General features: G+C 34.8%; 11 protein-coding genes. 10 read left to right on the forward strand and 1 reads right to left on the reverse strand.

From position 1 onward, the window contains the following. The coding region (locus tag BO26_RS17285) for a transposase family protein (RefSeq protein WP_036773649.1) at positions 1–200 on the reverse strand (200 nt) is incomplete at its 3' end. A gap of 484 nt (positions 201–684) precedes the next feature. Between BO26_RS17285 and BO26_RS17290 the strand changes: the two genes are divergently transcribed. The 10 genes from BO26_RS17290 to BO26_RS17335 all read left to right on the forward strand — a co-directional run bounded on the left by BO26_RS17290 (position 685) and on the right by BO26_RS17335 (position 12,184). Continuing rightward, the gene (locus BO26_RS17290) at positions 685–1,782 is read left to right on the forward strand and encodes a tail fiber protein (RefSeq protein WP_036773650.1); all 1,098 of its coding nucleotides are present in this window, start codon (positions 685–687) and stop codon (positions 1,780–1,782) included. A 4-nt stretch (positions 1,783–1,786) separates the two neighbouring features. Continuing rightward, complete coding sequence (locus tag BO26_RS22385) at positions 1,787–2,326, forward strand: tail fiber assembly protein (protein ID WP_036773651.1); 540 nt, start codon at positions 1,787–1,789, stop codon at positions 2,324–2,326. Positions 2,327–2,679: 353 nt separating this feature from the next. Then, complete coding sequence (locus BO26_RS17300) at positions 2,680–4,095, forward strand: tail fiber assembly protein (RefSeq protein WP_036773652.1); 1,416 nt, start codon at positions 2,680–2,682, stop codon at positions 4,093–4,095. 284 nt (positions 4,096–4,379) lie between these two features. After that, entirely contained in the window at positions 4,380–5,477 is a 1,098-nt protein-coding gene (locus BO26_RS17305) for a pyocin knob domain-containing protein (RefSeq protein ID WP_036773654.1), read from the forward strand. 128 nt (positions 5,478–5,605) lie between these two features. Further along, the gene (locus tag BO26_RS17310) at positions 5,606–6,376 is read left to right on the forward strand and encodes a hypothetical protein (RefSeq protein WP_036773656.1); all 771 of its coding nucleotides are present in this window, start codon (positions 5,606–5,608) and stop codon (positions 6,374–6,376) included. A 395-nt stretch (positions 6,377–6,771) separates the two neighbouring features. Beyond that, complete coding sequence (locus BO26_RS17315; RefSeq protein ID WP_036773657.1) at positions 6,772–7,359, forward strand: gp53-like domain-containing protein; 588 nt, start codon at positions 6,772–6,774, stop codon at positions 7,357–7,359. A gap of 343 nt (positions 7,360–7,702) precedes the next feature. Further along, on the forward strand, positions 7,703–8,800 hold the full coding sequence (locus BO26_RS22390) for a phage tail fiber protein (protein WP_036773658.1): 1,098 nt from the start codon (positions 7,703–7,705) through the stop codon (positions 8,798–8,800). Between the two features lie 119 nt (positions 8,801–8,919). Continuing rightward, positions 8,920–9,801 (forward strand): tail fiber protein, encoded by an 882-nt coding sequence (locus BO26_RS17325; protein ID WP_036773659.1) that lies wholly within the window; start codon positions 8,920–8,922, stop codon positions 9,799–9,801. 329 nt (positions 9,802–10,130) lie between these two features. Next, positions 10,131–10,877 carry a hypothetical protein gene (locus tag BO26_RS17330; RefSeq protein WP_036773660.1) on the forward strand — a complete coding sequence of 249 codons (747 nt, stop codon included), beginning with the start codon at positions 10,131–10,133 and terminating at the stop codon, positions 10,875–10,877. A 425-nt stretch (positions 10,878–11,302) separates the two neighbouring features. Beyond that, complete coding sequence (locus BO26_RS17335; RefSeq protein WP_036773661.1) at positions 11,303–12,184, forward strand: phage tail protein; 882 nt, start codon at positions 11,303–11,305, stop codon at positions 12,182–12,184. Positions 12,185–12,416: the final 232 nt, after the last annotated feature.

Consider the following 12,416-nt stretch of genomic DNA (forward strand, 5'->3'; position numbering starts at 1 on the left):
CGAGGAATACCGTGAGTAAAATGCGTGTATTGTTTAAGCCACTCGCTCTGTAACTCACCAAATTCCTGAATCGATTTCCAGCCAGAAGCGCCGCATAATACAGCGGAGAAGGCTAAAAAAATCACATCCATTAATTCATGTTTTTTATTGATGTCAGAGCGAGGGTCTTCTATCTTGCTGATAAAATTAAAAATACTCATTATTAGGATCGCTTTTTTATGGAAGAGAGAGATCTTAACGTTTTAATGAGAGAAATGCCTATAAAAAGTCATATTCTGATTTTTATTTAACCAAAATAACCTTATTAAAAATGTGAGATCTCACCCTGCTGTCATATTAGGAATATCTCTATGATCTAATGAGTTTATTCTTATTTTCTTAGGTATATTAATTAAAATGGAATAAGATCTATGATTGTTATTTTATGCTATTTATTTAATTGAGCAAGAAGGTGTTATAAGAAAATTATAGAAGCATAGGCAGAAATAGAAAAAAGTTATTTTTAGGTATTGAATTATTTATTGCTGATAATTATACAAAAATAGTTAATGCTCTAAGTTAGAATAAAGGTTCGTTATTATTTTTTTGAGTTAGACTTTGGCCTGTTCGAATGGTGATAAGTTATCCTTACAATAATTTAATGTGTCAATTATAAAATAATATTATTTAATTTAAGGGGAATATATGAGTTCCAGGAATGATTTTAAAGCTTTTTCTATTAAAAATGGTTCTAATGTGCCGAGTCAATATGACTATGGAAATAGAGCAGAGTTGCAGGATGGATTTGATGCGAGAAAACAACCCGATATTCACATATTAAATAAGGCATTGCGTCAATCGTCAGTCATATCATCCGCGGTAGCTGATTTTATTGCGACACAAACAGGCGATGATGTTTTGGATGATGGTGATATAGATAAACTCATTGCACAATTGAATAAAGCGTTAGAACAAAAGATTAAAACAGAAGTACCTGATGCTTCATTAACACAAAAAGGCGTTGTTCAACTTACTGATATAGTGGGTAATAGTGACACATTAGCAGTGACGCAAAAATTGCTTCAGGAAACGATCAATCTATTGCTTAAAAATATTAATAACAGAGTACCGAATAGCCGGAAAGTCAACGGCAAGGAGTTGCTCAAGGATATTAACCTGAGTGCTGTAGATGTGGGAGCGTATAGCAAAACAGAAGTTGATTATTATATTAATAACAGAGTTCCTAATACCCGGAAAGTCAACGGGAAAATGTTGACTGAAGATATTGAGTTTTCAGCGATTGATATCGGCGTTAAACGGTCGGGGGATATTTATTTATCTGCACATCCAGCATCAGATTTGGCAAAAGGGGAGTATATTGCGAATGGCGATGTTTATGCAATTGATTCGAATGTTGGTAGGGTATTGAATAGTTTATCCGCGGAATATAAGAAGGCATGGGGAATTAAACAGAGCGGTGGAAAAATTAACCTCCCTAATCTGTTTGTTAATGGACGAGGAGCATTTATGCGTGCCGGCTTGCAACCTGGTGTGATACAGGGAGATGCGATTAGAAATATTACAGGCAGTTTTGGATGGTGGAACCAGGGGCTGTTTTCTCATGCCCGCGGAGCATTTAGTGGTGTTGGTAATAACCCCCCAACAAGCATTCAATTAACACGGTTTGATGGATATTCACATTACTCATACGCCAATTTTGATGTATCAAAGGTAGTACCAACAGCAGATGAAAACCGCCCACTAAACGTCAGTATGATACCTGTCATTTATTTGGCAGTATAAGGCAATGATAAATTATTATTTTGATAACACTAAGCCACATCGGCCATTTATTGGAGCGATTTATGCTAATCAGGGTAGTGAACCCCCGGTGGATGCCCTACGAATTGAGCCAAAATTTCAAGAGGGATTTTGGCCGTGTGAAAAATCAGGACAATGGATACTTGTCGAAAATAAAAAGGGAATTATGATTTACGATATTGAGTCAGGGCAATCACAGGAAAATAAAGAAGTTATTATTCCCGATGGCTTTACAGAACAGCCTTGTCCGTCACGTTATCATAAGTGGGATGGCAAATGGGTAATTAGTGGTGATGCTGCTGAGAAATTGAATGAGGAAATAAAGCAATGTGTTGAGTCAAAAAAACAAAAATTAATGGCTGAGGCAGGTACAAAAATAGCTCCTCTGCAAGATGCTGTTGATTTAGATATTGCGACTGAAACAGAAAAAGCGACTTTACTGGTATGGAAAGAATACAGGGTAATGCTGAATAGGATAGATACTTCACAGATTACCAATATCGAATGGCCGGAACAGCCAAAGTAACGGAAATGGCCTGAATAAACAGGCCATTTATACTGTGATTTTATTGATGCTGGAACTAAAATACTGAAAGATCCCATTTTGAATATTAAAAATGAAAAATTGTAGTAAGAAATGAAAGTGAGGAAATAATTTAAGTATTGAATATAATCTTATTGGATATATTTCTGATTGAAATTTTTTAAGTCTATTTTTCTGCTAATTATACAAAAATAATTATTCTTCTGAGTTATAAGGAGATTTTATTATTATTTTTATGAATTAGACTATGGCTGTTTTAAATTATTGGAGATTACCTTTAAACAATGATTCAATATATTTAATATAAATAATTCTATTTAAATTAAGGGGTTTTCATGAGTTCCAGAAATGATTTTAAGGCTTTTTCTATTAGTAATAATGCTAATGTTGTGAGTCAGGATAAATATGAGAAAGATCAGAGTTTGCAGACTGGGTTTCCACCAGATAATATTTCTATTAATCTTTTAAACAAAGTATTACGTCAATCATCAACAATATCATCTGTAATAGCTAATTTTATCGCGACACAATCTGGTGATAATGTTTTGGATGATGGTGATATAGCGAAGCTTACTGAGCAATTAAATAAAGCGTTAAAACAAAAAATCGCAACAGAAATTCCCAATGCTTCATTAACACAAAAAGGTGTTGTTCAGCTTACGGATGTAGTGGGTAATAGTGGCACATTAGCTGTTACGCAGAAATTGGTTCAGGAAATAGTAAATTCACTGCTTGAAAATATTAATGCCAAAGTACCTAATACCCGAAAAATTAATGGTAAATCGCTGTCTGAAGATATGACCATTACTTCTCAGGATATTTTGGGTGGGCTGGCGATTAGTTTAGGTGATAAGGCAGATTTGAGTAGTTATAAAACACCGGGAGTTTATCACCAGGAGTATGATGCTCATGCCAAAAATGGCCTTAATTATCCTGAACCGCTCGCGGGTTCTCTTGTTGTGTTGAAAGCGGCTGGCATCGTTCAACGTTATTTTGTTTATAACAGCAGTCGGGTATATACACGCAGCCAGTTTCATGATAACCCATGGACCCCTTGGACAAGAGAATATAACACTCTGAATAAACCTTCGGCAGAGGATATTGGTGCATATACAAAAATAGAATCTGATTCTCGATATATTGCAGGAGTCCGCAAGGTGAATGGAAAATCTTTATCTACGGATGTCACGATTACTTCTCAGGATATTTTGGGTGGGCAGGCGATTGGTTTAGGTGATAATGTAAACCTGGATTACTACAAAACACCCGGGATTTATTATCAGGAGTATAATGCTCATGCTAAAAATGGTGTCAATTATCCTGAGCCGCTTGCCGGTTCGCTTATTGTATTGAAAGCGGCTGGGGTTATTCAACGTTATTTTGTTTACAACAGCAGTAGGATATATACACGTAGCCAATTCCATGATAATCCATGGACCCCCTGGGCTCAGGAATATAACTCGCTGAATAAACCTTCTGATAAGGTTGTTGGGAAGGATACGGAAGGAGAGTCTGATAATACTTATATTCCGACTAAAGAAGAATTAATTCAGCAAGCAGAACATGAAAAATTCCAGTCACTGGCTAAAGTTAATAATATTGTCGGACCACTACAAGATGCTGTTGATTTAGGCATTGCTACCGAAGAAGAAAAAACAGATCTGTTGGCATGGAAGCAATATAGGGTGATGTTGAGCCGGGTTGATGTTGCATTAGCGCCTGATGTTGAGTGGCCGGAGCAGCCGAAATAATGAAAATAGAATACTGAAAGAGATTTAATCTATAACCTAAAATAGAAAAATTATAATCAGCAATGAAAGAGGGGAGAGCATAATAACTTTTTAATATTGAATTTCCTGTTGTAACCAATTATAAAAAAATGGTTAATATTCTAAGTCATAGGAATATTTAATTATCGATTTTTGAATTAGACGTCCATTCCAGACGTCTAATTGAAATGAATTTGGGTAAGTCATTCATACAATGATTTAATATATTATTTATGAAATAACATTATGTAATTTAAGGATGGTATATGAGTGGTAAGAATGATTTTAAAGCTTTTTCTATTGGTGCTAATGCAAATGTAGTGAGTCAAGAGAGATATGAAGTAAGTCCAGATTTACAGGCTGGGTTTCCTCCCAATGATGTTCCGATTCATTTGTTAAATAAAGTATTGCGCCAATCGTCAACCATATCAGCTGTTGTGGCTAATTTTATCGCGACACAATCTGGTGATGATATTCTGGATGATGGTGATATCGCTAAGCTTACCGAACAATTAAATAGGGCTTTAGAGCAAAAAGTGAAAACAGGCATTCCTAATGCTTCGTTAACACAAAAAGGTGTTGTTCAACTAACAAATCAGGCTGGTAATAGTGATACATTGGCGGTTACGCAAAAGTTAGCTCAAGAAATCGTAAATTCATTGCGTGAAAATATTAATGGTAAAGTTCCTAATAGCCGGAAAGTGAATGGAAAGGCACTATCTGGAGATATTGATATTACCTCTCAAGATATCTTTGGCGGGTTGGCAATTAATTTAGGTGATAGGGCTAATTTGGATAGCTATAAAACACCGGGTATTTATTATCAAGAATACAATGCTTATGCTCAAAATGGCCTGAATTATCCTGAACCGTTGGCGGGATCGCTTATGATTCTTAGAGCGGCTGGAATCATTCAGCGTTATTTTGTCTATAACAGCAGTCGGATATATACACGTAGCCAATATGCGAATGGGGCATGGACACCCTGGGCCAGAGAATATAATACTCTGAATAAACCTACTGCTGCGGATATTGATGTGTATACAAAAGCTGAAGTAGATAGCCGGGTTAATACTAAAGTTAATATGAATACAGCTGGTAAGGATATTAATGGTTGGTGGAAGTGTGGGGATACAGGGATTATTTATCAGTGGGGAACTGTGAACTGGACAGGATATGATACACCCGTTAATTTTCCTATTCAGTTTCCTAATGTTTGTGTAAATGTTTTATTAACATTGAGTCATAAATCTGATCTAAAATCATCATATAATACTGTTGCAAATAAACTGTCTGTGACAGGATTTAATTATTGGGCATATCCGACTGAAATCTCAGCATTTTGGTTTGCAATAGGATATTGACATATCTCTACAGTGAAAGAGTTAATGACTCCTATCTTTAAATTGACTCCAGAAACCTGGGGATTTTAGATTAAAATATTCCTAAATGCAATTGATTAAATAATGTTATTTAATTTAAGGAGATGTATATGAGTGTAAAGAACGATTTTAAAGCTTTTTCTATTCAGAGTGGTGCTAATGTAGTAAGTCAGAGTTTATATGAAAGCAGTCCAGAATTGAAGACTGGATTAGCACCAGATAGTACCATTCATGTTCATTTATTAAATAAGACATTGCGTCAATCGTCGACAATAACATCGGTTTTAGCTGATTTTATTGCGGAACAATCTGGTGAGGATGTTTTAGATGATGGTAATGTAGCGAAACTCACGGCACAATTAAAAAAGGCTTTGGGGAAAGTGAGTGATAAACGCCCAGGTGATATCTATTTATCTGCGCATCCAGCATCAGATTTAGCCAAAGGAGAATATATTGCAAATGGTGCTGCTTATGCGATTGATTCAACTGTTGGTTGGGCATTGAATAATTTATCAGATGCATATAAGGCAGCGTGGGGAATCAAGTTGAGTGATGGTAAAATTAACCTCCCTAATCTGTTTGTTGATGGACGAGGAGTATTTTTGCGTGCTGGTTTGCAACCTGGTGTGATACAGGGAGATGCGATTAGAAATATTATAGGTGATGTGGGATTGTGGGCATGGGGGTTTTTTGCTCGTGTTAGCGGAGTATTTAGTGGTGTTAAGGGAGACAAACAAGGAAGTGTTGCTAAAAAGCAAGGACCTGATTCATCTTCAGAATTCGCATATGCTACTTTTGATGCATCAAAAGTGGTACCAACGGCAGACGAAAACCGTCCATTAAATGTCAGTATGATACCTGTCATTTATTTAGGTGTATAAGATAAGGATAAATTATTATTTTGAGCGCATTGGGCTGGTAGCGATTTATTGGTTAGACTGATGATAATTTAGGTAATAATCTATTGATGAATATACTAAGAATATAGCCAGAATTTAAATAAGGATTTTGGCTATATATGAACAATATGGAAAGTGATAATGGAAAATCTCAGTTAATAGGTTTGGGAAAATATAGAGTGTTACTGAGTTTTTCGATTACAATATGTCGGGTTGTTTGTTATATAAAAATAGTTTCTTATTTTAGCTATAAAAATATTTCATTATAATTTTTCTGAACCAGACTAATAACAGGTGTGAGTTATTATGGGTTGTTTTCATAGTAGTTTAATGTGTTTTTTGTAAATAAATAATATTATTTAACGTGAGGATTGTATATGAGTGTAAAGAACGATTTTAAAGCTTTTTCTATTAATAATAATTCAAATGCATTGAGTCAATATTATTATGAAAGTAGATCAGAGTTGCAGGATGGATTTGATCCGTTAAAACAATTTGATCTTCACGTATTAAATAAGGCATTGCGTCAATCGTCAGTTATATCATCCGCTGTAGCCGATTTTATTGCGACAGAATCAGGCAATGATGTTTTGGATGATGGTAATGTAACCAAAATAACTACACAATTAAAAAGCGTGATAGATCAAAAAATTGCAAAGTGTTGTAATCTTAATGTGAATACTGCTAATAAGGTTGATAATGGTTGGTGGAAGTGTGGTGATACTGGGATAATTATTCAGTGGGGACAGGCAAACGGCTCTCTGAATATCAGTGATTACAGAAATTTCACAATCCCATTTCCTAATGCTTGTTTCCAGATTGTGGCAACATATGCTGATTTTTATAATTTTGGATCCGGGGTTGCTGCTGTACCTATTTCTGCAAGTCAATTTATAGTAACGTGTAGGAATTCTACAAACGTGTTAACAAATAGTTTTGTGAGATATTTTGCGATAGGATATTAATTACTACAGCGTGAAAATAAACGCATTTTACCTTATAGAATAGGAATAAAATTATATTGCTTCTGATTCATTAATAAACTGGCCATTTATATATTGAAAGATCCGATGCATAATCTTCAATGGAAAAATTTTGGTAATAAATGAAACAGGAGAGAGAATGGAGGTTTTTTAATATTGAATTTTCTATTTTAGTCAATTGTGTAAAAATAGTTAACATTCTAATTTATAAGAATATTTCATTATTATTTTTCTGAACAAGACTATGACTGGTGTGAATTACTATGGGTTATTTGCACAATAGTTTAATATTTTTTTAAAATATTATTTAACTTGAGGATTGTATATGAGTATCAAGAATGATTTTAAAGCTTTTGCTATTAAGGATGGAGCTAATGTAGTTGATCAAAATATATATGAAAATAGTCCAGAGTTGAAGGATGGATTTTATGAATTAAAGCGGTCTGATCTTCACGTGTTAAATAAAGCATTGCGTCAATCGTCAACCATATCATCTGTTGTAGCTGATTTTATTGCGACAGAATCGGGCAGTGATGTTTTGGATGATGGTAATGTAACGAAAATCACTGCACAATTAAATAAAGCATTAGAACAAAAAATTAAAGTAGAATCTGATAATCGATTTGTTCGGTTAAATACGAATACAAAAACATCTGGTTGCATCTTATCTAAGGCAGCAAATTTAGTTGATGACCCATCCCTGCGAGATTTGTCATTGTCAGGTTTTTTGCGTCCAAATGGTTGGGCGGACTTAGGCGGTTTAGCCATTCATGTCGCTCACCCTGGTGCAGGGATTCCACACTCAAGAGGAATTTCTTTTGAATACGGCAGTACATCTGGAGGTCAAGAAGGGTTTGGAATACATACATACGCATTTGATAAAGATGGTAAGTTTAAAGGTAAAAAAAGAATTTTAATTGAAGATGTAAACAGTGCATTCGATGCTAATGGATTTCTCAAGAGAGTCTCACCGATAGTCAAAATCTACTCTGATGGTGAGTTTTCAACTAATGAAGAATCTGAAGGAGCAGAAGTCACAAAAGAGGGAACGGGTGTATATCGTATTTCAAATATTTCAGGCTGTAACGCTGATAATGCATGGGGAGAGTATGGTGGTATTTCAGCACCAAAAGATAAAAACGGGTTAGAGTTGATTTTTATCGATAACCGTATTCAACCTGATGGTTCTATTATTATCGAAACTTTTCACCGACAACATTCTCATTTACCGACACGTTTTCAGAACTGGCGACTTAAATGTATCGATGATAACGATGAACGTGTTTTTTATAAAGATGGAGAACCTTGCGATATTCCAGAGAATTGCCGCTTAGATATTCGTGTCCAAATGCCGGAAGATTCGTCCTGGAATTTAAAACAGAACAAGTTGCAGGAAGAAATAGAAGGAATAAGAGAAAAATAGTTTAAAGTATATTTTTAATTCAAAAATGTTGAACTGCTTATTGTTGCCAATTATATGGAAATAATTGGCTTTATAAGGAGTAAGAATAACACATTATTATTCAACTTGAGGGTTATTATATGAGTGTAAAGAATGATTTTAAAGCTTTTTCTATTAAGAATGGTGCTAATGTAGTAAGTCAGAATTTATATGAAAATAGTTCAGAATTGCAGACTGGATTAGCACCAGGCCATGATATTGATATTCATTTGTTAAATAAGACATTACGTCAAGCGTCAACTATATCATCTGTTGTAGCCGATTTTATTGCAACAGAATCGGGCAGTGATGTTTTGGATGATGGCAATATAGCTAAACTCATGGCTCAATTAAATAAAGCGTTAGAACAAAAAATTGCAACAGACATTCCCAGTGCTTCATTAACACAAAAAGGTGCTGTCCAGCTTACAAATGTGATTGGTAATAGTGATACATTAGCGGTGACACAAAAGCTTGTTCAGGAAGTAGTAAATTCATTACGTGAATATACAGATAATCGGATTAAAACAGCCAATGAAGTTCCTGTTGGTTCTCCTATTCCGTGGCCATTACCCAATCCACCTATTGGCTATTTCACTTGTAATGGTTCAGCGTTTAATAAATTACAGTATCCGAAGTTGGCGGAAGCTTATCCTGACGGTAGATTACCTGATTTAAGAGGCGAATTTATTCGGGGCTGGGATGATAGTCGTGGGGTTGATACGAATCGCTCTATATTATCTACACAAATAGATACGATGCAAAATATTACAGGTAATATAAATATCTCAACTGAGAATACGTTTAGCGCATATGCAAATGGCGCATTTACGAATACTCCTGTCTCAGGTGTTGTTGTAACATCTGGGTATGTAACCAGAAACCTAATGCATGTTGCATTTGATTCATCTCGCGTTGTACGTACAGCAAACGAAACTCGCCCCCGCAACGTCGCATTTAATTACATAGTAAGAGCAGAATAGAAATATTCTTTAAATCCGAAGTAAAGTAAAAATTGGGCTAACTGGCTTATGAAAAACCAACCTTAGTCGGTTGGTTTTTCTAGAGAAATTTGGTCTTTATGAGAGGATTTTGAACTTATTTCAGCACCTTATGACAATTGCGTTGGTAACCTGAAAATATCATCATAGACAATTCTATTGATTTATTGGCACTTAAAGTAGAATAGATTCGAATATTCTCTCTAAAACTGCGAACAAGATCACTGTATTTACATAGTCTTAGTAAAATACTTACTGATTGAATTTGTTACACTATTCCTTATTTCATGAAAAATTAATGGAGTTAATAGATGAGATTTGGGAAGGGTTTTGCATTTATTTTATTAAGTTTATTGTGCTCTTTTTCTGTAAATGCTGATATTTCGGAATATCCAGAGAGAATTGAATGTCACGATAGTTATGATTCTTTTACCATCAGGAAGCTCAACCGTACTGGTGATATCTATGATCTAGTTTGTTATCAATTGAAAGATATAACTTCCTGGGCTGCCGATGATGGAATGAGAATTACAACATACGTTATCCCGGATGCTGAAAAATTAGTTGTTATATTTACATTGGAAGAAGATAAGCCAAAAAATAATGAGCCTAAAAGCAGTATTAGGGTAATTTATATTGACGAAGATGGGGCTATGGTTAAAAAAGATATTATCACACAGCGTCATACTAAAGACCCCAAAATGACTTTATCTAATATGAAGATTATAGATTACGAACACTATAACAAAATGGTCTATTTTGAAGTTCCAGCGGGGAATGAAAATAATGCTATATATACTTTTCCTATCCCGCCTGATAACAATTACGATAATGTGCGTGAAAAATATATTACAGATGGAAGTTTGACGTTTATAGATGTGACTCATTTTTCACACAATAATAACCTCGACGGTAATATAGTTGTTAAAAGAGGGGTTATCAAAGAGGATGGAAAACTTTCTTATGGTGAATATTTGGTTTCGTTAAAAGGCAAAACTATTTGTGAATTAGATACAGATGTAGAAGGCTGGAAAGTTTATAAGCAATGTAAAAATTAGTGTCTGGTGGGACAAATATGGTTGATACAGAACCATATATACCCAATAGATTTCAAGCCGCAGGGCGGCGGCAAGAGAACGCATCCCCAGGAACATAGATAACTATGTGACTGGGGTAAGTGAACGAGTTTTACTGGTTTTCTGTGAATTGTTCATAAATAGAGAGAGGACGAGATGGAAAGAATAAGAGGAAATAATTTCAAGATGTTAAATATGTATTTATGAATATATTTTCTATTCGAAAATGTTGAATTTCCTATTACTGATAATTATACAAAAATAGTTAGCATTATAAGCAATAAGAACACTGCATTATTATTTTTCTGAACTATACTCTGATTGGCATGAGTTGTAGGTAGGATTATTTTTATAATAATTCGAATATATTTATTATGAAATAGTATTATTTAATTTAAGGAAGGAATATGAATCCTCAAAATGATTTTAAAGCTTTTGCTATTGGTGATAATGCGAATATAGTAAGTCAAGAAGAATATGAAGAAGATCAAAGTTTGCAGACTGGGTTTACATCGGAGAATATTTCTACTCATGTATTAAATAAGGTATTGCGTCAATCGTCAACAATATCGTCAGTTGTAGCTGATTTTATTGCAACACGATCGGGTAATGATGTTCTTGATGATGGGAATATAGCTAAAATTACGGCTCAATTAAATAAAGCATTGGAACAAAAAATTGCAGCAGACATTCCCGGTGCTTCGTTAATACAAAAAGGTGTTGTCCAGCTTACAGATGTGATTGGCAATAGTGATACATTGGCAGTAACACAGAAACTTGCGCAAGAAATAGTGAATTCATTACGTGAATATACTCTTGAAGAGATAGATAATCGGATTAAAACAGTCAGTGAAGTTCCTGTTGGTTCTCCGATTCCGTGGCCATTGCCCTATCCACCTAAAGATCATCTCGTTTGTAACGGAGCATTTTTTAATAAATTACAGTATCCAAAGTTAGCAGAAGCTTATCCTGACGGTAAATTGCCTGATCTAAGGGGAGAATTTATTCGAGGCTGGGACAGTGGTCGAAATGTTGATCCATTTCGTCCAATATTGTCATGGCAGGAAGGCGCTTATTTAGTACAGAATGTTGATCGGGCGAATAATTTTATTATTGCCTTCTCACGCAATGATCTTTCAAAATTGCACTGGGATATTCCCCAGAATAAAAATTTTTCGGTAAAAGCGGTATATTCTGGAACTCAGAAAGATTGGTCAGCAGATTACAGTTTTATAGGCGTATCAAGACCGCGAAATATCGCATTTAATTATATAGTGAGGGCAGCATAATGGCTGAATAAGAATACGTTTAAAACATGAAACTGTCCCGAAGACTGAGTAACTATGGGGATTTCATCCGGAAATAATGGATATGCGCATTTGCGATTAGAAAATAATGGCAGAACATTACGGTGTGTATATCAAGGGCAGGGTGAGATCTCACATTTTTAATAAGGTTATTTTGGTTAAATAAAAATCAGAATATGACTTTTTATAGGCATTTCTCTCATTAAAACGTTAA

Source organism: Photorhabdus australis DSM 17609 (assembly GCF_000711895.1).
In the GTDB taxonomy this organism is placed as follows: domain Bacteria; phylum Pseudomonadota; class Gammaproteobacteria; order Enterobacterales; family Enterobacteriaceae; genus Photorhabdus; species Photorhabdus australis.

Excerpts from the sequence above, each read along its gene's own strand:
- BO26_RS17290 (WP_036773650.1), top strand. The coding sequence starts at position 685 with ATGAGTTCCAGGAATGATTTTAAAGCTTTTTCTATTAAAAATGGTTCT.
- BO26_RS17310 (WP_036773656.1), top strand. The coding sequence starts at position 5,606 with ATGAGTGTAAAGAACGATTTTAAAGCTTTTTCTATTCAGAGTGGTGCT.
- BO26_RS17300 (WP_036773652.1), top strand. The coding sequence starts at position 2,680 with ATGAGTTCCAGAAATGATTTTAAGGCTTTTTCTATTAGTAATAATGCT.
- BO26_RS17335 (WP_036773661.1), top strand. The coding sequence starts at position 11,303 with ATGAATCCTCAAAATGATTTTAAAGCTTTTGCTATTGGTGATAATGCG.
- BO26_RS17305 (WP_036773654.1), top strand. The coding sequence starts at position 4,380 with ATGAGTGGTAAGAATGATTTTAAAGCTTTTTCTATTGGTGCTAATGCA.
- BO26_RS17330 (WP_036773660.1), top strand. The coding sequence starts at position 10,131 with ATGAGATTTGGGAAGGGTTTTGCATTTATTTTATTAAGTTTATTGTGC.
- BO26_RS17315 (WP_036773657.1), top strand. The coding sequence starts at position 6,772 with ATGAGTGTAAAGAACGATTTTAAAGCTTTTTCTATTAATAATAATTCA.
- BO26_RS17325 (WP_036773659.1), top strand. The coding sequence starts at position 8,920 with ATGAGTGTAAAGAATGATTTTAAAGCTTTTTCTATTAAGAATGGTGCT.
- BO26_RS22385 (WP_036773651.1), top strand. The coding sequence starts at position 1,787 with ATGATAAATTATTATTTTGATAACACTAAGCCACATCGGCCATTTATT.
- BO26_RS22390 (WP_036773658.1), top strand. The coding sequence starts at position 7,703 with ATGAGTATCAAGAATGATTTTAAAGCTTTTGCTATTAAGGATGGAGCT.